This window comes from Streptomyces sp. NPDC050416 (assembly GCF_044458845.1).
Lineage (GTDB): Bacteria > Actinomycetota > Actinomycetes > Streptomycetales > Streptomycetaceae > Streptomyces.
The window spans coordinates 51,417-73,400 of the sequence record NZ_JBITII010000007.1 but is presented as its reverse complement, the minus strand read 5'-3'; the positions used below and the strand labels follow the sequence as shown (position 1 = coordinate 73,400).

At 72.5% G+C, this 21,984-nt stretch carries 16 protein-coding genes; 7 read left to right on the top strand and 9 right to left on the bottom strand.

Annotated elements, in window-relative coordinates:
- The first annotated feature begins 6 nt into the window (after positions 1–6).
- The 3 genes from ACIBL4_RS22495 (at position 7) to ACIBL4_RS22485 (ending at position 3,035) form a co-directional block, all read left to right on the top strand.
- Positions 7–1,668 (top strand): glycoside hydrolase family 13 protein, encoded by a 1,662-nt coding sequence (locus ACIBL4_RS22495; RefSeq protein WP_399412731.1) that lies wholly within the window; start codon positions 7–9, stop codon positions 1,666–1,668.
- A 21-nt stretch (positions 1,669–1,689) separates the two neighbouring features.
- On the top strand, positions 1,690–2,517 hold the full coding sequence (locus ACIBL4_RS22490; protein WP_399412729.1) for a helix-turn-helix domain-containing protein: 828 nt from the start codon (positions 1,690–1,692) through the stop codon (positions 2,515–2,517).
- Positions 2,518–2,582: 65 nt separating this feature from the next.
- A complete protein-coding gene (locus tag ACIBL4_RS22485; protein ID WP_399412727.1) occupies positions 2,583–3,035 on the top strand; it encodes a VOC family protein in 453 nt (150 codons plus the stop codon).
- 19 nt (positions 3,036–3,054) lie between these two features.
- Here ACIBL4_RS22485 and ACIBL4_RS22480 read toward each other — a convergent pair whose 3' ends face one another.
- Positions 3,055–4,587, bottom strand: coding sequence for an MFS transporter (locus ACIBL4_RS22480; protein ID WP_399413479.1), 1,533 nt, complete (start codon positions 4,585–4,587; stop codon positions 3,055–3,057).
- Between the two features lie 299 nt (positions 4,588–4,886).
- On the opposite strand from ACIBL4_RS22480, the gene ACIBL4_RS22475 reads away from it, so the two are divergent.
- On the top strand, positions 4,887–6,443 hold the full coding sequence (locus ACIBL4_RS22475; RefSeq protein WP_399412725.1) for a Re/Si-specific NAD(P)(+) transhydrogenase subunit alpha: 1,557 nt from the start codon (positions 4,887–4,889) through the stop codon (positions 6,441–6,443).
- A gap of 6 nt (positions 6,444–6,449) precedes the next feature.
- A complete protein-coding gene (pntB, locus tag ACIBL4_RS22470) occupies positions 6,450–7,883 on the top strand; it encodes a Re/Si-specific NAD(P)(+) transhydrogenase subunit beta (protein WP_399412723.1) in 1,434 nt (477 codons plus the stop codon).
- Between the two features lie 70 nt (positions 7,884–7,953).
- On the opposite strand, the gene argG is transcribed toward pntB, so the two are convergent.
- From argG to ACIBL4_RS22450, 4 genes are all read right to left on the bottom strand, one after another.
- Positions 7,954–9,408 carry an argininosuccinate synthase gene (argG, locus tag ACIBL4_RS22465; RefSeq protein ID WP_150483841.1) on the bottom strand — a complete coding sequence of 485 codons (1,455 nt, stop codon included), beginning with the start codon at positions 9,406–9,408 and terminating at the stop codon, positions 7,954–7,956.
- A gap of 73 nt (positions 9,409–9,481) precedes the next feature.
- Positions 9,482–10,477 (bottom strand): methylmalonyl Co-A mutase-associated GTPase MeaB, encoded by a 996-nt coding sequence (meaB, locus tag ACIBL4_RS22460; RefSeq protein WP_399412720.1) that lies wholly within the window; start codon positions 10,475–10,477, stop codon positions 9,482–9,484.
- Positions 10,474–12,666 carry a methylmalonyl-CoA mutase gene (gene scpA, locus ACIBL4_RS22455; RefSeq protein WP_399412718.1) on the bottom strand — a complete coding sequence of 731 codons (2,193 nt, stop codon included), beginning with the start codon at positions 12,664–12,666 and terminating at the stop codon, positions 10,474–10,476. The genes meaB and scpA overlap by 4 nt, the downstream gene beginning before the upstream one ends.
- Positions 12,666–14,474, bottom strand: coding sequence for a methylmalonyl-CoA mutase family protein (locus ACIBL4_RS22450; RefSeq protein ID WP_399412716.1), 1,809 nt, complete (start codon positions 14,472–14,474; stop codon positions 12,666–12,668). The genes scpA and ACIBL4_RS22450 overlap by 1 nt, the downstream gene beginning before the upstream one ends.
- A 127-nt stretch (positions 14,475–14,601) precedes the next feature.
- Here ACIBL4_RS22450 and ACIBL4_RS22445 point away from each other — a divergent pair, with 127 nt between their 5' ends.
- Positions 14,602–15,567 carry a YihY/virulence factor BrkB family protein gene (locus ACIBL4_RS22445; protein WP_399412714.1) on the top strand — a complete coding sequence of 322 codons (966 nt, stop codon included), beginning with the start codon at positions 14,602–14,604 and terminating at the stop codon, positions 15,565–15,567.
- A 30-nt stretch (positions 15,568–15,597) separates the two neighbouring features.
- Here ACIBL4_RS22445 and ACIBL4_RS22440 read toward each other — a convergent pair whose 3' ends face one another.
- Positions 15,598–16,023, bottom strand: coding sequence for a DUF6003 family protein (locus ACIBL4_RS22440; RefSeq protein ID WP_399412712.1), 426 nt, complete (start codon positions 16,021–16,023; stop codon positions 15,598–15,600).
- Between the two features lie 130 nt (positions 16,024–16,153).
- Here ACIBL4_RS22440 and ACIBL4_RS22435 point away from each other — a divergent pair, with 130 nt between their 5' ends.
- Positions 16,154–17,269, top strand: a complete 1,116-nt coding sequence (locus tag ACIBL4_RS22435) for a winged helix DNA-binding domain-containing protein (protein WP_399412710.1) — start codon at positions 16,154–16,156, stop codon at positions 17,267–17,269.
- Here the strand turns inward: ACIBL4_RS22435 and ACIBL4_RS22430 are convergent.
- The 3 genes from ACIBL4_RS22430 to ACIBL4_RS22420 all read right to left on the bottom strand — a co-directional run bounded on the left by ACIBL4_RS22430 (position 17,187) and on the right by ACIBL4_RS22420 (position 21,947).
- Positions 17,187–17,930, bottom strand: coding sequence for a LysE family translocator (locus ACIBL4_RS22430; RefSeq protein ID WP_399413477.1), 744 nt, complete (start codon positions 17,928–17,930; stop codon positions 17,187–17,189). The genes ACIBL4_RS22435 and ACIBL4_RS22430 overlap by 83 nt on opposite strands.
- A gap of 165 nt (positions 17,931–18,095) precedes the next feature.
- Positions 18,096–18,884 (bottom strand): S1 family peptidase, encoded by a 789-nt coding sequence (locus ACIBL4_RS22425; RefSeq protein ID WP_399412708.1) that lies wholly within the window; start codon positions 18,882–18,884, stop codon positions 18,096–18,098.
- Between the two features lie 210 nt (positions 18,885–19,094).
- Positions 19,095–21,947, bottom strand: a complete 2,853-nt coding sequence (locus tag ACIBL4_RS22420) for an AAA family ATPase (RefSeq protein ID WP_399412706.1) — start codon at positions 21,945–21,947, stop codon at positions 19,095–19,097.
- Positions 21,948–21,984 lie beyond the last annotated feature (37 nt).

Below are 21,984 nucleotides of genomic sequence, written 5' to 3'. Positions count from 1 at the left end.
AGCCACGTGTCCCCCACCGCCCCCTGGTGGCGCAGTGCCGTCATCTACCAGGTCTACATCCGCAGCTTCGCCGACAGCGACGGCGACGGTGTCGGCGACATCGCCGGCATTCGCTCCCGCCTGCCGTACCTGAAGTCCCTCGGCGTGGACGCCATCTGGATCAACCCCTGGTACAAGTCCCCCATGGCCGACCACGGTTACGACGTCGCCGACTTCCGCGCCATCGACCCCCGCTTCGGCACCCTCGCCGACGCCGAACAGCTCATCGCCGAAGCACACGCGCACGGGATCCGTGTCATCCCCGACATCGTGCCCAACCACACCTCCGACCAGCACGCCTGGTTCCAGGCCGCGCTGGCCGCCGGTCCCGGCAGCCCGGAACGCGAGCGCTACGTCTTCCGCCCCGGCCGCGGTCCCGACGGCAGCCGGCCCCCCAACGACTGGGTGTCCTGCTTCGGTGGCCCGGCCTGGACCCGGCTGCCCGACGGCGACTGGTACCTCCATCTGTTCGCCCCCCAGCAGCCCGACCTCAACTGGCAACACCCGGAAGTGCGGGCCGAGTTCGAGTCGATTCTGCGGTTCTGGTTCAGCCGGGGCGTCGACGGCTTCCGCATCGACGTCGCCCACGGCCTGATCAAACACCCCGAACTGCCCGACCTGCCACCCCGCGCCGAACCCGCGGTGACGGGCCCGCTCACCCGCCGGGACGAGATCCGTCAGCACCTGGACCATCCGCACTGGGACCGGGACGAGGTGCACGAGATATACCGGGCCTGGCGCAGGGTCGCCGACGAGTTCCCCGGCGACCGCTCCTTCGTCGCCGAGGCCTGGGCCGACACACCGGAGCGGCTGGCGGCCTACGTCCGCCGGGACGGCCTGCACACCGCCTTCAACTTCGACTTCCTCATGTGCGGTTGGGACGTCAAGGACCTGAGTGCGGTCATCGACGACTCCCTCGCCATGCTGGGCTCGGTCGGCGCCCCCGCCACCTGGGTGCTGTCCAACCACGACGTGATGCGCCACCCCAGCCGCTACGGCCGTACCGCCGCGCGGAGCTGGATGGCCAACGCGCGGTTCGAACCCGACGGCTCCCTCGACCTGGAGCTCGGCACCCGGCGTGCCCGGGCCGCCGCCCTGCTGATGCTCGCCCTGCCCGGCGGCGCCTACGTCTACCAGGGCGAGGAACTCGGCCTCCCCGAGGTCGAGGACCTGCCCGAATCCGCCCTCCAGGACCCGATCTGGGAGCGCTCGGGCCACACCGACCGCGGCCGTGACGGCTGCCGCGTCCCGATCCCCTGGTCGGGCCAGGCCGCTCCCTACGGTTTCAGCCCCGACGACACCACGGCCGACCCCTGGCTGCCCCAGCCCGCCGACTGGGCCGCACTGAGCGTCGAGGCCCAGACCGGCGACCCGGACTCCATGCTGGAGCTCTACCGCACGGCCCTGCGCATCCGCCGCGACCACCCCGCCCTCGGCGACGGCACGATGACCTGGCAGGACGCCCCCGAGGGCGTGCTGTCCTTCAGCCGCGAACCGGGCTTCGCATGCCTGGTCAACCTCTCGACGGAGCCGTGCAAGCTGCCCGCGCACTCGGAGATCCTCCTGACCAGCGGCCCGCTCGAGGACGGCCTGCTGGGGCCCGACCAGGCGGTGTGGCTGGCGGTGTAGCGGGGATCCTAGGCTGGGCGTATGGCTCGCACGGCGGAGGAGATTCCCGTCTCGCTCACGGTCCGGCCGTCGGCGCCGGCGCTCGCGCCGCTGATCGGTGCGCTCGGCTATGTCGAGGGACGCTTCGCGCACCCCGCCGAGCTGTCCCTGCCGACGGGCGGGGCGCAGCTGCTGGTGAACCTCGACGCGGACGCCCTGGGCTCATCGGACGGGCGGACCCGGGGTGCGGCCCTGCAGGGGCCGTACACGGGGCCGTCGGTGATCGACCCGGCGCAGCAGCGCGCGGTCGTGTGGGTGGCGTTCCGGCCTGCGGGCGCGTATCCGTTCCTCACTGTTCCGCTCAGCGCGGTCCGCGACCGGCTCGCCGGGCTCGACGAGCTGTGGGGCACGGACGGCGCGGTGCTGCGCGAGCGGCTGCTTCAGGCCATGGCCGCCGGCGGCCCGCACGCGTGTCTGCGGGAGCTGGAGACGGTCCTGCTGCGGCGGTCGGAACGTCCCCTGGAGTCCGACCCGGCGATCCGTCTCGCCGCGGCGCTGCTCGACCGCGGAACGCCGGTGGGCGAGGTCGCCGACCGGCTCGGCTGGACCTCCCGGCGGCTGGCCCGCAGGGTCACCGAACAGCTGGGACTCCCGCCGAAACGGTATGCGCGGGTACGGCGCTTCCAGCGGCTGCTGGGCCGCGTGAACGCCGGGTCCGGGGAGCCGGACTGGGCGCTCCTGGCCGCCGAGTGCGGCTACCACGACCAGGCGCATCTGATCCACGAGTTCCGCGCGCTCGCCGGGATCACCCCGACCGCGTACGCGCCGCGCTCGCCCCGGGAACGCAACCACGTTCCGCTCGGCGGGTGACGGGTCCTGCCCGGCCGGCCGTTTTCTACAATCCACGGCAAGCCCGGACCGGCCATCGTGAAGGCATGACGAACACGAACGGCACTCCGTCCCTCACCCGGCTCTACGCCCGCCTCGTGGTCTCCGACGGGCCCCGGGCGATCGACTTCTACCGGACCGCGTTCGGCGCCGAGGAGATCGAGCGGTACACCGATCCCGACGGGAAGATCGTGCACGCCATGCTGCGGCTCGGCGGCGCGGTGATCGCGGTCAAGGACGCCGACGCGAGCGACCCGGCGCCGGACTCGCTCGGCGGCAGCCCGGTGATCATGGCCCTGGACGTGTCCGACGCCGATGCCGTGGCCGAGGCCATGGTGCGGGGCGGGGCGAGCGTGGTGTATCCGGTCGCCGACCAGCACTACGGGCAGCGCGGCGGCCGTCTCGCCGATCCGTTCGGCCATCTCTGGATGATCTCCCAGACGATCGAGGAGCTGACCCCGCAGGAGATCCGGAAGCGCACGACCGACCTGTTCACCTGACGCGTTCGCCGTACGGTGGTCAGCGTGTCTGCCCGACCGGCTCGCCCGTCTCCGCCGCCGCCGTGGCCGCCCGGCCGCCCGGGTGGCGCAGGGCGCACAGGAAGCCGATGCCCAGGGCGACGGCCATGCCGTAGAACACCCACTGGTTGGCCTCGGCGAAGTCCATGCGGACGGCGCCCATGGCGTCCCGTGTCGCCTCGGCGGCGGGGCCGGTGCCGTCGGGCGGCCGGGAGTCGCCGTTGCCCGTGACCGACTCGGTGATGTCCCGGGCCACGGTGTCCGCGTCGCCGGCGGGCATGCCGCGGGATCGCAGGGTCTGCACCACCTTGTCGGTCGTGACGTGGGTCAGGACGGTGCCGTAGACGGCCAGGCCCACGCTCGCCGCGTAGTTGCGCACGGTCTGGGTGATGCCGGTGACCTCGCCGTAGGAGGCGCCGATGGCCCGGTTGACGGCGTCCGTCGAGGCGGGCGCGAGGACGAAGCCGATCCCTGCCCCGGCCAGGGCCGCGTAGGGCCACTGGTCGTGCATGGACAGGTCGGTGAGCTTGTTCGCCCACAGGGCGAACCCGGCGCAGCCCACCGCGGTGCCCAGTTTCAGGGCCGGACGCGCGCCCTGCTTGTCGAGGATCCGGCCGCCCCACTGCGAGGCGATCGCGAAGCCCGCGAAGAAGTACAGCAGGAACAGGGCCGCCTGGTTCGGCGAGGCGCTCAGGGACACCTGGGCGTACACCGAGCTGAAGAAGAACACCGGGACGAACGCGAGCATCGCGAAGAACAGCACCGCCGCGTCCACGGTGAACGCCTTGTCCCGGAAGACCCGCAGGTCGATCAGCGGATGCCGCACCCGGCGCTCGAACCGGACGAACCCGTAGAGCAATGCGAGCCCACCCGCGACGCACACCCAGGTCGCCCAGCTGTCCCAGCCCCAGGACCAGGCCTGCTGGAAGCCGAGGACGCTCAGGCCCATGCCGGCCGCGATCAGGGCGGCGCCGCGGACGTCCAGGGTCCCGGACCGCCGCCGGTCGGAGAGGCGCGCCAGGGCCGTGAGGACCAGCGCCACGATCGCCACGGGCACGTTGACCCAGAACACGGCCCGCCACGTCCAGCCCGTGAGCCAGCCGCCCAGCAGCGGGCCGAGGGCCGTCAGGGCACCGGAGACGCCGAAGAACAGGGCGAGGGCACGTCCGCGTCGCTCCACCGGGAACACCGCCACGACCACGGCGAGTGCCGCGGGGAAGAGCAGCGCGGCCCCGAGTCCCTGGGTGGCACGGAACACGATCAGCCAGGCCTGCGCGGCGTCGCCGTCGGGGACGCAGCCGCACAGCACCGACGACACGACGAACACCACCGTGCCGATGACGACGATCCGGCGAGGCCCGTAGAGGTCCGCGAGACGCCCGCCGAGGGCGAAGAACGCCGCCAGGGACAGCAGGTAGGCGTTCACCACCCACTGCATGCCGGACGACGACAGACCCAGTTCGCGGACGATGTCCGGCGCCGCGATGGACACGATCGTCTGGTCGATGAAGGTCATGGCGACGGCGAACATCATCGCCGCCAGCGCCACAGTCTGCTGCGACACCGTTCGGGAGGGGGCCGCGGTCCCGCCGCGCCCCGGGCGCGTGCTGCTCACGGATTCAGTCTGCGCCCGGCGCCGCGGTGACGCATCAGGAGGCCCTTCTGTCCCATACGGCACGCGCGATACCGCCGAAAGAGCCTCACGGCAACCCCTCGGCGATGTGAGGACGACCTCGTCGGCCATGTGACCACGGCCCGCCACGGACACGGCGTCGAACGTGCAGGATGCGGGCACCAAGCAGGACAGGCACACCGACGACGGAGAGGCAGACGATGGTCCCAGCGGAACCGGAACCCCAGCGGATCGGCATACCCGCCGAGTCCACTGCGGGCGAGACCAGGGTGGCGGCGACGCCGGCCACCGTGGGAAGACTTGCCGCGCTCGGCTACGAGGTGGTGGTCGAACCGGGGGCGGGAGCCTCGTCCCGCTTCTCCGACGCGGCCTACGAGGAGGCCGGAGCCCGGCTCGGCGACCCGTGGCAGGCGGAGATCGTGCTCAAGGTGAACGGCCCCTCCAGCGAAGAGATCGGCCGGCTGCGGGACGGGGCGACGCTGATCGCCCTCATCGGCCCGGCGCTGCACCCGGAACTGGTCGACGAGCTGGCGCGGCGGCCGATCACCGTGCTCGCCATGGACGCCGTGCCGCGCATCTCGCGCGCCCAGTCCCTGGACGTGCTCAGCTCGATGGCGAACATCGCCGGATACCGGGCCGTGGTCGAGGCCGCGCACGCCTTCGGCCGGTTCTTCACCGGCCAGGTGACCGCCGCCGGCAAGGTACCGCCCGCCAAGGTGCTGGTCGCCGGCGCCGGAGTGGCCGGACTCGCCGCGATCGGCGCCGCCCGCAGCCTCGGTGCCGTGGTCCGCGCCACCGACCCCCGGCCCGAGGTCGCCGAGCAGGTCCGCTCGCTGGGCGGGGAGTTCCTGTCGGTGGGCGTCGAACAGGAGGTCAGCACCGACGGCTACGCCAGGGCCACCTCGGAGGACTACGACCGGCTGGCCGCGCAGCTGTACTCCGAGCAGGCCGCCGACGTCGACATCATCATCACCACAGCGCTCATCCCGGGCCGCCCGGCGCCGCGGCTGATCACCGCCGAGGACGTCGCGCGGATGAAGTCCGGCAGCGTGATCGTCGACATGGCGGCGGCCCAGGGCGGCAACGTCGAGGGCACGGTCGCCGGGAAGGCCGTCGTCACCGACAACGACGTGACGATCATCGGCTACACGGACCTGCCCGGCCGGCTCCCGGCCCAGGCCTCGCAGCTGTACGGCACCAACGTCGTCAACCTGATGAAGCTGCTCACCCCGGGCAAGGACGGCCGGCTCGTCCTGGACTTCGACGACGTGGTGCAGCGGTCGATGACCGTGGTCCGCGACGGCGAGAAGACCTGGCCGCCGCCCCCGGTCCAGGTGTCCGCCGCACCTGCCCCGGGCGGGGCGAAGGAGCCGGAACCGACCCCCTCCGAGGCACCGGCGAAGCCCTCCCGCCCGGCCTGGTCCTCGTACGCCCTGGTCGCCGCCGGGGCGCTCGCGCTGTTCCTGGTGACGGCCTTCTCGCCGAGCGAACTCATCGGCCACTTCACGGTGTTCGTGCTGGCGATCGTCATCGGCTTCTACGTCATCGGCAACGTGCACCACGCGCTGCACACCCCGCTGATGTCGGTCACCAACGCCATCTCCGGGATCGTCGTGGTCGGCGCGCTGCTCCAGATCGGGCACGGGAACACCGCCGTCACCGTGCTGTCGTTCGCCGCGATCCTGCTGGCGAGCATCAACATCTTCGGCGGATTCGCCGTCACCCGCCGGATGCTCGGCATGTTCTCGAAGGGCTGATCACGGATGACCACAGTCACGGCCTCAGAAGCCGCCTACGTCGTCGCCGCGCTGCTGTTCATCCTCAGCCTCGCCGGGCTCTCGCAGCACCGGACCTCCCGCTCGGGAGTCGTCTGGGGCATCGCGGGCATGGTCGTCGCGCTGGCCGCCACCGTCGGCCTCGCGTCGAAGGACATCACCGCCACCGGTCTCGTGCTGATCGCCGTCGCCACCGCCATCGGCGCGGGCATCGGACTGTGGCGGGCGCGGGTGGTCGAGATGACCGGGATGCCCGAGCTGATCGCCATCATGCACAGCCTCGTCGGCCTCGCCGCCACGTTCGTCGGCTGGAACGGCTACCTCGACGTCGACGCCGGGCTCACCGGTTCGCTGCTCGGCATCCACCACGCCGAGGTGTTCATCGGGGTGTTCATCGGCGCCGTCACCTTCACGGGTTCCGTCGTCGCGTACCTGAAGCTCTCGGCACGCATCGACTCGCGGCCGCTGACGCTGCCCGGCAAGCACGTTTTGAACATCGGGGCCCTGGTCGCCTTCGTCGGGCTGACCATCGCGTTCGTGGCACGCCCGAACCTGGGTCTCCTCATCGCGGTCACCGTCATCGCCCTCGCCCTGGGCGCGCACCTGGTCGCCTCCATCGGCGGCGGTGACATGCCGGTGGTCGTCTCCATGCTCAACAGCTACTCCGGCTGGGCCGCCGCCGCCTCGGGCTTCCTGCTCGCCAACAACCTGCTGATCGTCACCGGCGCGCTGGTCGGCTCCTCCGGTGCCTACCTGTCGTACATCATGTGCAAGGCGATGAACCGCTCCTTCATCTCGGTGATCGCGGGCGGCTTCGGCACCCCGGCCGCGGCGGCCGACGACGGCGAGCACGGGGAGCACCGGGAGATCAGCGCGGAGGAGACCGCGGAACTGCTGCGCGACGCCTCCTCGGTGATCATCACGCCGGGCTACGGCATGGCGGTCGCCCAAGCCCAGTACCCGGTGGCCGAACTGGCGCGCAAGCTGCGCGAGCGGGGCGTCGAGGTGCGCTTCGGCATCCACCCCGTCGCCGGCCGGCTGCCCGGGCACATGAACGTGCTGCTCGCCGAGGCGAACGTGCCGTACGACATCGTCCTGGAAATGGACGAGATCAACGACGACTTCGCCGACACCTCGGTCGTCCTGGTCATCGGCGCGAACGACACGGTCAACCCGGCCGCCACCGACAACCCGGCCAGCCCCATCGCCGGCATGCCGGTGCTGCACGTGTGGGAGGCGGCCAACGTGGTCGTCTTCAAGCGGTCGATGGCCGCCGGGTACGCGGGTGTGCAGAACCCGCTGTTCTTCCGGGAGAACAGCCAGATGCTCTTCGGCGACGCCAAGCAGCGCGTGGAGGACATCCTGCGCAGCCTCGACGCTCTGGACGCACCGGTGAAGGAGATGGCGGGCACGTCCCGCTGATCCACCGGGGATCCGAACGGAAAGGCCGGCTCGACACCGTCGAGCCGGCCTTTCGGGTCCCTGCGTGGGCTCAGTCCGTGCCGGAGTCCATCGCGGCGCGGTCCAGCCACGCGTCCTCCTCGGAGACCGCGCCCCGGGAGGCGATGGCCTCGGCGCCGCCCTGCGGCAGCTCCGGCATGGTGCCGATCAGCCCGGTCGCGGCCGCCTGGGAGGCGCCGATGGTCGGGCTGCCGGTGCCGATCAGGCCGATGCCGGCGTACTGCTCCAGCTTGGCGCGCGAGTCGGCGATGTCCAGGTTGCGCATGGTGAGCTGGCCGATCCGGTCCACCGGGCCGAACGCGGAGTCCTCGGTGCGCTCCATGGACAGCTTGTCCGGGTGGTAGCTGAACGCCGGGCCGGTCGTGTCGAGGATCGAGTAGTCCTCACCGCGCCGCAGCCGCAGCGTCACCTCGCCGGTGACGGCCGCGCCGACCCACCGCTGGAGCGACTCGCGGATCATCAGCGCCTGCGGGTCCAGCCAGCGGCCCTCGTACATCAGCCGGCCGAGCCGCCGGCCCTCGGTGTGGTACTGGGCGAGGGTGTCCTCGTTGTGGATCGCGTTGACCAGACGCTCGTACGCGGCGTGCAGCAGGGCCATGCCCGGGGCCTCGTAGATGCCTCGGCTCTTGGCCTCGATGATCCGGTTCTCGATCTGGTCCGACATGCCCAGGCCGTGCCGGCCGCCGATGGCGTTGGCCTCCATGACCAGGTCGACGGGGGAGGAGAACTCCTTGCCGTTGATCGTCACGGGGCGGCCCTGCTCGAAGCCGATCGTCACGTCCTCGGTGGCGATGTCGACCTCGGGGTCCCAGAACCTCACACCCATGATCGGCTCGACGGTCTCGACGCCAGTGTCCAGGTGCTCCAGGGTCTTCGCCTCGTGCGTGGCGCCCCAGATGTTGGCGTCGGTGGAGTACGCCTTCTCCGTGCTGTCGCGGTAGGGCAGCCCGTGGGCGAGCAGCCACTCCGACATCTCCTTGCGGCCGCCGAGCTCGGTCACGAACGCCGCGTCCAGCCAGGGCTTGTAGATCCGCAGGTGCGGGTTGGCGAGCAGGCCGTAGCGGTAGAACCGCTCGATGTCGTTGCCCTTGAAGGTCGAGCCGTCGCCCCAGATCTGGACGTCGTCCTCGAGCATCGCGCGCACCAGCAGCGTGCCCGTGACGGCACGGCCGAGCGGGGTGGTGTTGAAGTACGCCCGCCCGCCCGAGCGGATGTGGAACGCGCCGCAGGTCAGCGCCGCCAGGCCCTCCTCGACCAGCGCGGCACGGCAGTCGACCAGGCGCGCGATCTCGGCCCCGTAGGTCTTCGCACGGCCGGGCACCGACGCGATGTCGGGCTCGTCGTACTGGCCGATGTCGGCGGTGTAGGTGCACGGGACGGCGCCCTTGTCGCGCATCCACGCGACCGCGACGGAGGTGTCGAGACCGCCCGAGAAGGCGATGCCGACGCGCTCGCCGGCGGGCAGGGAGGTGAGGACCTTGGACATAGAAAGAGTATGTATCACTTTGCATAGTCATGCAAGCCGGGTATGAGAATTCGCGGTTCCGGTTGCTTCCGGTCTAGGAACCAGCCGCCTCGGAGCCACCGCCGAGCGCGCCGAGGATCCGCTCGGCGGCCAGCGTCGGGGTGAGCTCACCCTCCCGTACTCGCTGCTCCAGCACGGGCGCCAGCGCCCGCACCGCCGGGTCCGCGTGCAGGCGCCCGAGGAGCTCGTCGCGGACCATCGTCCAGGTCCAGTCGACCTGCTGGTCACGGCGCTTGGCGGTGAGGCGGCCGGTGGAGTCCAGCAGCGTGCGGTGCTGTTCGAGGCGCTCCCATACCGTGTCCAGGCCGCTCGACTCACGGGCGCTGCAACTGAGCACGGGTGGGGTCCAGAACGCGTCCTTGCCGTGCATCAGCCGCAGCGCGCCCGCCAGCTCGCGCGCGGCGGCACGGGCGTCGCGCTCGTGCGGGCCGTCCGCCTTGTTCACGGCGATCACGTCGGCCAGTTCCAGGACGCCCTTCTTGATGCCCTGGAGCTGGTCGCCCGTGCGGGCGAGGGTGAGCAGCAGGAAGGAGTCGACCATGTTCGCGACCGCGGTCTCGGACTGGCCGACGCCGACCGTCTCCACCAGGACGACGTCGTAGCCCGCCGCCTCCATCACCACGATCGACTCACGGGTCGCCTTGGCGACGCCGCCCAGCGTGCCCGCGGTGGGGGAGGGGCGGACGAACGCCGCCGGGTCCACGGCCAGCCGCTCCATGCGCGTCTTGTCGCCGAGGATCGAGCCGCCGGTACGGCTGGAGGACGGGTCGACGGCGAGCACGGCCACCCGGTGCCCGAGCCCCGTCAGCATCGTGCCGAACGCGTCGATGAACGTCGACTTGCCCACGCCCGGCACCCCGCTGACCCCGATCCGCCGGGCGCGCCCGCTGTGCGGCAGCAGCGCGGTCAGCAACTCCTGGGCCAGCACCCGGTGCTGGGGGCGGGTCGACTCGACGAGCGTGATGGCCCGGGCGATGATCGCCCGCTTCCCGTCGAGTACGCCCTTCACATACGCGTCGACATCGATCACAGGTCGTGCCCGAGTCCGTCCGACAGCCGCTTCACCAGGTCGTACGCCGCGTCCGGGATCACCGTCCCGGGCGGGAAGACCGCCGCCGCGCCCATCTCCAGCAGCGTCGGCACGTCCTGCGGCGGGATCACCCCGCCGACCACGATCATGATGTCCTCGCGCCCCTCCTCGGCCAGCGCCTCGCGCAGCGCCGGGACGAGGGTGAGGTGGCCGGCCGCCAGCGACGAGACGCCGACGATGTGCACGTCCGCCTCGACGGCCTGCCGGGCCACCTCGGCCGGGGTCTGGAACAGCGGGCCGACGTCCACGTCGAAGCCGAGGTCGGCGAAGGCGGTCGCGATCACCTTCTGGCCGCGGTCGTGGCCGTCCTGGCCCATCTTCGCGACCAGGATGCGCGGGCGGCGGCCCTCGGCCTCCTCGAAGTCGCAGACCAGGGCTCGGGTGCGGTCCACGGACGGGGACTCCCCTGCTTCGTTGCGGTACACGCCGGAGATCGTACGGATCTGACTCGCGTGCCGTCCGTACACCTTCTCGAGGGCGTCGGAGATCTCCCCGACGGTCGCCTTCGCGCGGGCCGCGCGCACCGCCAGCTCCAGCAGGTTGCCCTCGCCCGCGGCGGCCCGGGTCAGCGCCTCCAGCGCGTCCCGGCACGCCGTCTCGTCCCGCTCCTCCCGCAGCCGCCGCAGCTTCTCGATCTGCTGGGCGCGCACAGAGGAGTTGTCGACCTTCAGGACGTCGATCTGCTCGTCGGTCTCGACGCGGTACTTGTTGACGCCGATGACCGGCTGCCGGCCCGAGTCGATCCGGGCCTGCGTACGGGCCGCGGCCTCCTCGATGCGCAGCTTGGGAATGCCCGCGTCGATGGCCTTCGCCATGCCGCCCGCGGCTTCGACTTCCTGGATGTGCTGCCAGGCCCGCCGGGCGAGGTCGTACGTCAGCTTCTCCACGTACGCGCTGCCGCCCCACGGGTCGATCACGCGGGTCGTGCCGGACTCCTGCTGGAGCAGCAGCTGCGTGTTCCGGGCGATGCGCGCCGAGAAGTCGGTGGGCAGGGCCAGTGCCTCGTCGAGGGCGTTGGTGTGCAGCGACTGGGTGTGGCCCTGGGTGGCCGCCATCGCCTCGACGCAGGTGCGCGTGACGTTGTTGAACACGTCCTGCGCGGTCAGCGACCAGCCGGAGGTCTGCGAATGGGTGCGCAGGGACAGGGACTTGGCGTTCTTCGGGTCGAACTGCCTCACCAGCTTCGCCCACAGCAGGCGCGCCGCCCGCAGCTTGGCGACCTCCATGAAGAAGTTCATGCCGATCGCCCAGAAGAAGGACAGCCGGGGCGCGAACGCGTCCACGTCCAGGCCGGCTTCACGGCCCGCCCGGATGTACTCCACACCGTCCGCGAGCGTGTACGCCAGCTCCAGGTCGGCCGTCGCACCCGCCTCCTGGATGTGGTAGCCGGAGATGGAGATGGAGTTGTAGCGCGGCATCCGCTGCGAGGTGAAGGCGAAGATGTCGGAGATGATCCGCATCGACGGCTTCGGCGGATAGATGTAGGTGTTGCGGACCATGAACTCCTTGAGGATGTCGTTCTGAATGGTCCCCGCCAGCATCGTAGGCGGCACGCCCTGCTCCTCCGCCGCGACGATGTACAGCGCCAGCACCGGCAGCACGGCACCGTTCATCGTCATCGACACCGTCATCTTGTCCAGCGGGATCCCGTCGAACAGCTGACGCATGTCGTAGATCGAGTCGATCGCCACGCCCGCCATGCCGACGTCACCGGTCACCCGCGGGTGGTCGCTGTCGTAACCCCGGTGCGTGGGCAGGTCGAAGGCGACCGACAGGCCCTTCTGCCCGGCCGCCAGGTTGCGCCGGTAGAAGGCGTTGGACTCCTCGGCCGTGGAGAAACCGGCGTACTGACGGATCGTCCAGGGCTGGTTGACGTACATCGTCGGGTACGGGCCGCGCAGATACGGCGCCGCGCCCGGATACGTCTCCAGGAAGTCCAGGCCCTCCAGGTCGCGCCCGGTGTACAGCGGCTTGACCGCGATGCCCTCCGGGGTCTCCCAGAGCAGGTCGTCGCCGCCGGAGGCGTTCTTGACCGCCGTACGCCACTCGTCGGGGCCGCCGTCCGGGGACGGGGTCCCCAGCTCGATCCCGGAGAAGTCGGGGACGGAACGGTCGGAGGGGGCGGTCATCAGGACACTCCCATGCGGTCGAGGGTCGCGGAGAGCACGGCCACTGCGTCGCAGCCCGCGAAGACGTACGCGTCGACACCGGCGTACTGCCCGGGACGGCCCGCGAGGAACACGTGCGAGGCGCCGGCCGACCGCAGTTCGGCGGCCACCTCCGAAGCCTTCTCCTCGTACAGCGCGTCGCTGGAGCACAGCACGGCCTCCGTCGCGCCGCTGTCCTCGAAGGCGCCGTCCGTGACGGGCTCGATGCCGCCCGCCTGGAAGAGGTTCGAGGCGAAGGTGAGGCGTGCGGTGTGGGCGGCGGCCGGGCCGATCGCGGCGAGGAAGATCCGGGGCCGGGAGCCGGTCGCGGCGAGGTGGGCGTCGGAGCGGGCGCGCAGCGCCTCGAACTCCTCGTCGCGGCGCACGCGCGGCAGCCCGCCGGAGGGCGGCTCGGGCGCGCTCTGGCGGGCCACCGGCTTCTCCGCGAGGTGCGGGAACTCGCTGACGCCCGTGACGGGTTCGCGCCGGGTGGCCAGCTTCTTACGGCGGGCCTGCCAGGTGTCGGCCAGGTCCCGCGCGAGGTCCCCCGACCGCAGGGCCGCCGCCTGGCCGCCGAGCCGCTCGATCCGCCGGAAGAACTCCCAGCCCGCGTGGGCCAGTTCGTCGGTGAGCCGCTCCACGTACCAGGAGCCGCCCGCCGGGTCGATCACCCGGGCGAGGTGCGACTCCTCGATGAGGATCGTGGACGTGTTGCGGGCGATACGGCGCGCGAACGCGTCCGGCAGGCCGAGGGCGTGGTCGAAGGGCAGCACGGTGACCGCGTCGGCCCCGCCCGCGCCGGCGGCCAGCGTGGCGATGGTCGTGCGCAGCATGTTCACCCACGGGTCGCGGCGCGTCATCATCACCGGGGAGGTGACGACGTGCTGGAGCTGCGTTCCCGCGCGCGGCGCTCCACAGACCTCGGCGACGCGCGCCCACAGCCGGCGCGCGGCCCGCAGCTTGGCGATCGTCAGGAACTGGTCGGCGGTCGCCGCGTACCGGAACTCCAGCTGCGCACAGGCCTGTCCGACGCTCATCCCGGCCTCGGTGAGGTCCCGCAGATACGCCACGCCCGTGGCCAGCGAGCAGCCCAGCTCCTGGGCGGCCGAACCGCCGGCCTCGTGGTACGGCAGCGCGTCCACGGTCAGCGCCCGCAGCCCCGGGTACCCCTCGGCACACAGCCGCGCGAACTCCATCGCCGTAGCGAAGTCGCCCTCCTGCCCGCTGCGGGCCTCCTGGCCCAGCGGGTCGGCGCCCAGATTGCCGCGCGCCGCCTCCGGGGCGACACCGCGCTCCTCGTACAGCCGCAGCAACTCCCGCGCGGCGGGCCCGGTCTCACTCCCCGCGTCGAGGACGACGGGGGCAAGGTCGAGAAAGACGCCGTCGAGGACCCGGCCGAGCTCCGGCACCGGGATGCCGCCTTCCCCCACGGCCAGCCACAGGGAGGTGACGCCGTTCTCCAGGTCCGCGAGCACCGCGCCGCCGTCGGCCACCGTGTGCCGCTGCCGTACGTCCCAGCCGCCGAGCGCGTTCCCCTCGGCCCGGCCGCCCCGCACGAAGGGAGCGAATCCGGGCAGGCCCGGCTCGGGCGCGGTGTCGTGCGCGGTGTAGAGAGGCCGGGTGCGCAACCCGTCCTCCAGCGCGGTGGACAGGGCTTCCTCGGCCTCGGCGCCCTCCACTTCCTTGCCCGACTTGCGCAGCACACCCGCCACAAGGCGCTGCCACTGCTCATGGGGCACATCAGGGAAGTCGCCGGCCAGCTCGAGCCCGTCGTCAGGCAGGACCGTCATGCTCGGATGCTAGGACACGGACACAGAGGAGCAGCAGTGGACGAGGCTGTGACCTTTCCCTCGCCGTTTCTGTGATCCCGATCTCCCCTCCGTACGGCTCGGTCTTACAGCAAGGAGTGTGCACACCATGGGTACCGCCGTCCACGTCCCGCAGACCCGGGACATGATCGGAGACGAGCTCTCCGGAGACGAGGCGTTCACCGCCCTGCGCCACTACGGAGGACTGCGGCTGCTGACCGACTCCTTCGCACGGTTCAGGTACGCCGACGGCTTCACCAACGCGCGGGCCCTCGCCTTCCAGGTCGTGCTCGGGCTGGTCCCGTGCACCGTGGCACTCGTCGGTCTCGCCACGTCGGTGCACACGGAGGGCGTGGGCCGGGTCATCGAGCTCACGCTCGGCCGGATCGTGCCGGGGGCCAGCGCGCAGATCGTCGAGGACGCCTTGGAAGGGACGCGGCGCACCGCGCACGGCGACGTCTGGGGCACGCTCGCCCTGTGGCTCGGGCTGGGCTTCGCGCTGCTGAACCTCGCCTCGGCCATGGGTCAGATCGAGCGCGGCGCCAACCGCATCTACGGCATCGAGCGCGACCGCCCCTTCCCGCGCAAGTACGGGCGGGCGATCCTTCTCGCGCTCGCCGCCGGTCTGCCCCTGGTGCTCGGGTTCGTCGTCCTCGTCGCCGGCGAGGCCGTGGGCGACGCCGTGGCGGACTCGGCCGGCTGGGCGGACAGCGGGTCGCGGTGGTGGGGCGTGCTCGACATCCCCGTGGGGCTCGTGCTGGCCTGGGTGGCCTCCGCCGTGATCTTCCGCTGGTCGCCGCGCCGCGTCCAGCCCGGCTACACCTGGCTGGCCTTCGGTTCGGCCGTGCATCTGCTGCTGTGGGTGTCGGCCACCTGGCTGCTCGCGCTGTACGTCGAGGAGAGCGGTGCCTTCGGCGCCGTGTACGGGCCGCTCACCGCCTTCATCGCCCTGCTGCTGTGGGCCAACCTCACCGCCGTCGCGCTCTTCCTCGGCATCGCGTTCGCCGCCCAGCTTGAAGCGGCCCGCGCCGGCATCGAGTCGGCCGTCCAGCCGGACCCGGGACCCGGCCCGTGAGCGGACGCCGGCCGAGCAGCCGCAGCGTCCTCAGGGGCTCGCCGCAGCGGTCACCGTCGCGGGGTCCACCCCGGTCAGTTCGACGATGCGGCGCGGTGGCACGCCGGCGGCCAGCGCGCGTCCGATCAGGCCGTCCCGCCCGTCCGCGCAGTCGCGGTAGGCGAGCAGCTCCTCCTCGACCCGCGCGAGCGGCTCCGGTGCCATCTCGTGGCGGACCCGGCTCAGTTCCTCGTCGCTCAGCGGGACGGGCAGCCGTTCCGCCCCCTCGGGAATGGCCGCCGTCTCCTCCGGCGGCAGCAGGCGCAGGTGGGGGGAGGCCGGCGTGCTTCCCTGGGCGTCCAGCCAGGCGCGTACCGCGGGAGTCTCCATGCAGGCGAGCTCCCCGACGGCGGCGGGGGCCACGCCGAGCCGCGCGGACGCGTCGTCAAGCAGGAACAGGTAGGCGTCGTCGGTCATCCTCGGCTCCTTCTCAACTGGCGGCTGACAAAGGTCCCCATTACCCCGCCGCGCCCGGAATACCGCCGGCTCCTGGGAGACTCGGCCATCGCGGCCAGAACCTGTCCGCAACTCTCGCTACCGTGCCCGTATGACGAACACCAAGCGGAGCGTCGCCGGCGCGGCACCCCACCTCGGTACCCGGGCCCTCAACCGCGCCACCCTCGACCGCCAGTTGCTCCTGCGGCCGGCCCGGATCTCCGCCGCCGCGGCCGTCGAGCACCTGGTCGGTCTCCAGGCGCAGAACGTCAAGCCCCCGTACTACGCGCTCGCCGCCCGCCTCGACGGATTCACCCCCGAGGCGCTGTCCCGGCTGATGGCCGACCGCGAGGTCGTCCGGATCGTCACCCTGCGCTCCACCATCCACACCCACACCGCGGACGACTGCCTCACGCTGCGTCCGCTGGTGCAGCCCGCCCGGGACCGGGAGCTGACGAACTTCCGCAAGGGACTCGCCGGTGTCGACCTGGACCGGCTCACCGCCCTCGCCCGCGACCTCGTCGAGACCGAGCCCCGCACCATGAAGCAACTGCGCGAGGCCCTGCTCCAGGAGTGGCCGGACGCCGACCCGCAGGCCCTGTCCGTCGCCGCCCGGTGCCGGCTGCCGCTCGTGCAGGTGACCCCGCGCGGCCTGTGGGGCCAAAGCGGGCAGGTCACTGTGACCACCGCCGAGCACTGGCTGGGCCGTCCCGCCGGACCGGCCGCCACACCCGACGCGGTCGTCCTGCGCTACCTCGCCGCTTTCGGCCCGGCCTCCGTGCGGGACATGCAGACCTGGGCCGGACTGACCCGCCTGCGCGACGCCTTCGAACGTCTCCGCCCGCGACTGGTCACCTTCCGGGACGAGACCGGCGCCGAGCTCTTCGACCTGCCGGACGCCCCCCGCCCCGACCCGGACACCCCGGCCCCGCCGCGCTTCCTGCCCGAGTTCGACAACCTGCTGCTCTCCCACGCCGACCGCACCCGCGTCGTCCCGCCCGAGTACCGGGGCCGCGCCTGGCAGGGCAACATCGCCCACCGCACCCTCCTCGTCGATGGATTCCTCGCGGGCCTGTGGCGACTGGAGGAACACGCACTCGTCATCGAGCCCTTCGGCCGCCTCACCAGGGCCCAGCGGGACGAGGTCACCACCGAGGGGGAGCGGATGCTGCGGGTGATGCACCCGGAAGCCTCGTACGACATCCGCTTCGGTGCCGTACGGGCGTAGGCGACGCGGCGTGTCGGTCCGCCCTGCCCGTCACCGCGACCGTCACGCCCAGGCCGATCATCGTGCAGCCGCCCGCCCCGCCGATCAGCGACAGGCGACGGTCCGAGTGGGCGAACCAGGTGCGGGCCGATGACGCGGTCAGGCCCCGCAGCGTGTCCGTGACGAGGCCGATCGAGATCGGTACGAGGCCCAACAGCAGCAATTGCAAGGGCATATGGCCCGCCGAGTGGTCCACGAACTGCGGCAGGACGGCGGCGAAGAACACCACGCCCTTCGGATTGGTGACGCCGACGAGGACCCCGTCCAGGAGCGTCCGGAAATCGCCGCGAGCCTGTCCGGTCGACCCGGTGGCGATCTGTGACGCCTTCAGTTCCCCGCGGTGCCGGACGGCCTGCACGCCCAGGTACACCAGACACGCGGCACCCGCCAGCTTCACCGTCAGGTGCACCGTCACCGACCGCTCGACCAGCGAGCCGATCCCGACCGCGATCGCCACGACCAGCAGGTAGGAGCCGACGACATTGCCGAGGGCCGTCGCCACGGCGGTGCGGCGGCCGTGGGCGAGGGCCCGGCCGATGACGAACAGCACGCTGGGTCCAGGGATCACGATGACCAGGAGTGACATCACGGCGAAGGCGAGAAGACGGTCGGCGGAAACCACGGACATCACTCCCATCCGCCGCCGTTCAAGCACTTGAATCCGGCCGGTGACATGGAGAGGGGGGGGGGGGGGGGGGGGGGGGGGGGGGGGCCCCCCCCCCCCCCCCCCCCCCCCCCCCCCCCCCCCTGGTCTGTCACCTGAGGGGTAATCAGGAGCTTTGCCCGGTTACGAGTTGATCTGCGTCGTGACCAGGTTGGAGAAGGTGGTCAGCCGGGTGTAGACACCCGGGTAACCGGCCTGGGCGCAGCCCTCGCCCCAGGAAGTGATGCCTGCCAGGACGCCCCCGATGAGCAGGGGGCCGCCGCTGTCGCCCTGGCAGGTGTCCACGCCGCCGGAGGTCTTTCCGGCGCACACCATGTCGCTCTTCACGAAGTCGGAGCCGTAGGAGCTCGCACAACTGGAGTCGGACACGGTCGGTACGGTCGCGGTGCGCAGCTGGTTGGAGGCGCTGCCGTTGGAGGAGGTGGTGCCCCAGCCGAGGATGCGGGCGGTGGTGCCGGCCGCGTACACCGAGGTCTGCGAGGAGGAGACGTACTTCGCCGGCGTGTACGGCATCGACGTCGACAGCGTCAGCACGGCCACGTCCTCGCCGTTGGTGACGCCGGTGTAGTTCGGGTGGATCCAGATCTTGCTGACCTTGCCGACCGTGCCGTTGGTGCCGTTGAGGTAGGTGCGGCCGCCGACGACGCGCACGCTGCCGGTGGTCTCGCCGACCATGCAGTGGGCGGCGGTGACGACCTTCGTGGGCGAGACCAGCGTGCCGCCGCAGAACTGGCTCTGCGAGGCGTCCGTGATCTGCATGACGAACGGGTACGCGGTCGTCGTGGTGGTGGTGCCGCCGACGATCGGCTGGGGCGCTGCGACGGCGGAGGGAGCGGCGAGCAGCGCGGTGGCGGCGGCAGCGGTCGCGGTGGCGACGGCGGCGGCTTTCCTGGCACGGTCGAACCCGAACATGGGTCTCCTCGGGGAGTTGCCGGTGGGGGGTCGCGCGGGTGGTGGTGCACGGTGACCCTGACGCCGTTGTTCGGATCTCCGTGTGCCCGGCGAGCGGCACACGGCAAAGCTAGAGCCCGCGACGGCGGGCTCCCAATGAGGGAACCCCCTAAGGGAGTTGGGCAGGGAAAACCCTCGGTCGGGCCAACGGACCCGGTGGACGCGGGTGGGTCAGGTCGTGCGCCGGCCCGCCGCCAGCCGGACGATGTCCACCCGGGAACGGATCCCCAGCTTCCGGTAGACCCGGGTCAGGGTCGCCTCGACGGTCTTGACGCTGATGAACAGCCGGGCCGCGATCTCCCGGTTGGTCGCGCCCTCCATCACCAGCGAGGCCACCTGACGCTCCATCGCCGCGAGGCCCTCCAGCGCGTCGAGCGCGACGGGTGGTGCGGCGGAGGCCGGCTCCACCGCCGCGGGACCGGCAGCGGCGGCCGCGTCGACCTGCCGCAGCCAGGGCAGCGCCCGGCAGCGCCGGAACAGCCGGGCGGCCTCGTCGTACGACGCCGGCCCCGGCAGGGGAGTGCCGCCGGCGCGGGGGAAAGCGGCGGTCTGGGCGCGCAGCCGGGCCAGCGCGAAGGCGGCACGGGCCTCCTCCAGGCCGTAGCCCAGCCGGCCGAGCCGGTCCTGCACGGACGTCAGCCGGACCAGGGCGGCCTCGTGCTCGCCGCGGGCCGCCCGCACCAGCGCCTCGGCCCGGTCGAGGACGGCCAGCACGCTCTCCCGGCCCAGCCGCAGCGCGTGCACCCGTGCCGTGTCGATGACGTCCTGGGCCTCGCCCGGCTCTCCGACGCGCACCAGGGCCTCGGCGAGGTCGCCGTGCCAGCGGCCGCGCGCCGGGTCGTTGATGCCGAGGCCCTGCTCCAGCTCGCGCACCCGGCGCAGCGAACGGACCGCGCCCGCCGGGTCCCCGGCCACCGACTGGGCGTAGCCCAGGGCCGCCAGTGCCCGGGACAGATACATCTGGTCGCCGTCGACCTCGGCGTGGTCGGCCGCCTCACGGGCGAGGGCCAGCGCCCGGTCGACGTCCCCGCCGGAGGCCTCCGCGAGGGAGGCGAGCATGGCGGAGGCGCCCTCGCCGATCCCGGCGTCCCGGGCGAGCCGCAGGCTCTCACGGGCCAGGTCCAGGGCCCGGCCGCAGTGCCCGGAGCGCAGTTCCGTGTCGGCGAGGAAGCGCAGGAAGTGCACCTCGCTCTCGACCATGCCGCGCCTGCGCACCTCACGCAGCAGCGCGGTGATGGTCGCCCGCGCCTCGGGCAGCTGGTCGCTCATGATCAGCCAGCGGAACCGGGCCGAGCCGGCGCCGTTGTGATGGCAGGCCACATACGGGTCCTGCGGCTCCTTCAGCGCCCGCTTGACGGTCGCGGGCGCGTCCGGGTGGCCCATCAGGGTCTCGGTGGAGGCCTGGAAGGACAGCGCCATCAGCTCGGTGCGCCGGTCCTCGCCGCGCGCGGCGAGCTCCGCCGCGTGCGCGGCCTCCTGCCGGGCCTCGGCGAAGTCGCCCTCCACGACCAGGCCGCGCCAGGCCAGCTGGTAGTGGACCAGGGCGAGCAGCCGCGGGTCGTCGCCGGCGTCGGCCAGGGCCTGCGGGAAGACGGCGTCGACGTCGCCGAGCGCCTGCCCGGCCGCCTCGATGACCACCATCCAGGCCCGCACGCGCTCCGCGGGCACGCTGGCCCGGGTCAGCACGTCCCGGGCGATGTCCCGGGCGAGGTCGGCCTCGCCGGCGGTGATCGCGTCCTCCGCGGCCTGGAGCCGCCGCTCGTCCGGGCCGGGCGCACTGTCCGCCGGGGTGTGCCGGGCCGCGAGCAGCCCGAGCGAGGCGGCCATCGACGGCGCCCCGCGGTCCCGGGCCAGCGCGGCGGCCTCGGCGAGCCGGGCCGCCACCTCCGGGTCGGTGCCCGTGGTCGCCAGGGCCAGATGGCGGGCCCGCTCGATCGGGTCGGAGGCCGCCGTGGACAGCGCCGCGTGCACGGCCCGCCGCTCCTGCGCCGGGGCCTCCGCGTACAGCGCGGCCGAGATCAGCGGATGCGCGAACCGTACGGCGGGACCCTCCCCCTCGGTGGCGAGCAGCCCTAGCGCCGCGGCCTGGGCGGTCTCGGCCTCGGCGTGCTCCCGGCCGGCCGCGTGCAGCAGCGCCAGCGTGGGACGGGCACCGGCACTGGCCACCAGCAGAGTGCGGCGCGCCTCGTCCGACAGCATCTCCAGCCGGCTCAGCACCAGCGCCCGCAGCGAGGTGGGCACCGGCAGCGGCTCGCCTGGCCGGGGCCGGGTCGGGCTCTCGGCGAGGGCGCGGCCCAGTTCCAGCGCGAAGAGAGGGTTGCCGCCGCTGGTGCGGTGGATGTCGCGGATCGTGGAGCGGGACAGGGGGGTGTAGCCGCGGTGGTCGAGCAGCGCGGAGACCTGCGTGCGGGACAGCGGGCCCAGCCGGACGGCGAGCGTGTCGGGCGGAGACGCGCGTAGATGGCGGTCGTACTCCTGGCCCTCGGTCCGCACCGCGCACAGCATCTGCACGGGCGTGTCGCCCAGCCGACGCGCGGCGAAACCGAGCAGTTCGGCGCTGGCCGCGTCCAGCCACTGCAGATCGTCGGCGACGACCAGCACCGGGCCCTCGGCGGCCAGCGCGCGCAGCGCCGACAGCACGGCGAGGCGCAGCGCGAGTCCGTCGCGCTGGAGGGTGGATTCGCCGCGCCCGGTGAGCGCGGACTCCAGCGCGGTGCGCTGGGCGGCGGGCAGCGCGCCGGAGACGTCGTCCAGGACCAGGCCGAACAGATCGGCCAGCGCCAGGAACGGCAGGTGGGATTCGGACTCGGTGGCCGAGCAGCGCAACACGGTCCGGGCCGCACCGGCGTAATCGGCGGCCAGCGCCCGCAGGACCGTCGATTTCCCAATTCCCGCGGGGCCGTGGAGCAGCACACTGCCGCCTCGGCCGAGCTGCTCACGCGCCGACGTGAACAGGTCCTCCCGGCCGATGACCACGTCGGGGCGGCTCCTGGGAGGCTCCTGGAAGTCCCGTGGCACGGTCACCGCTCCCCTCCGTGTGGCGTGTCCTGGCCAATATTAG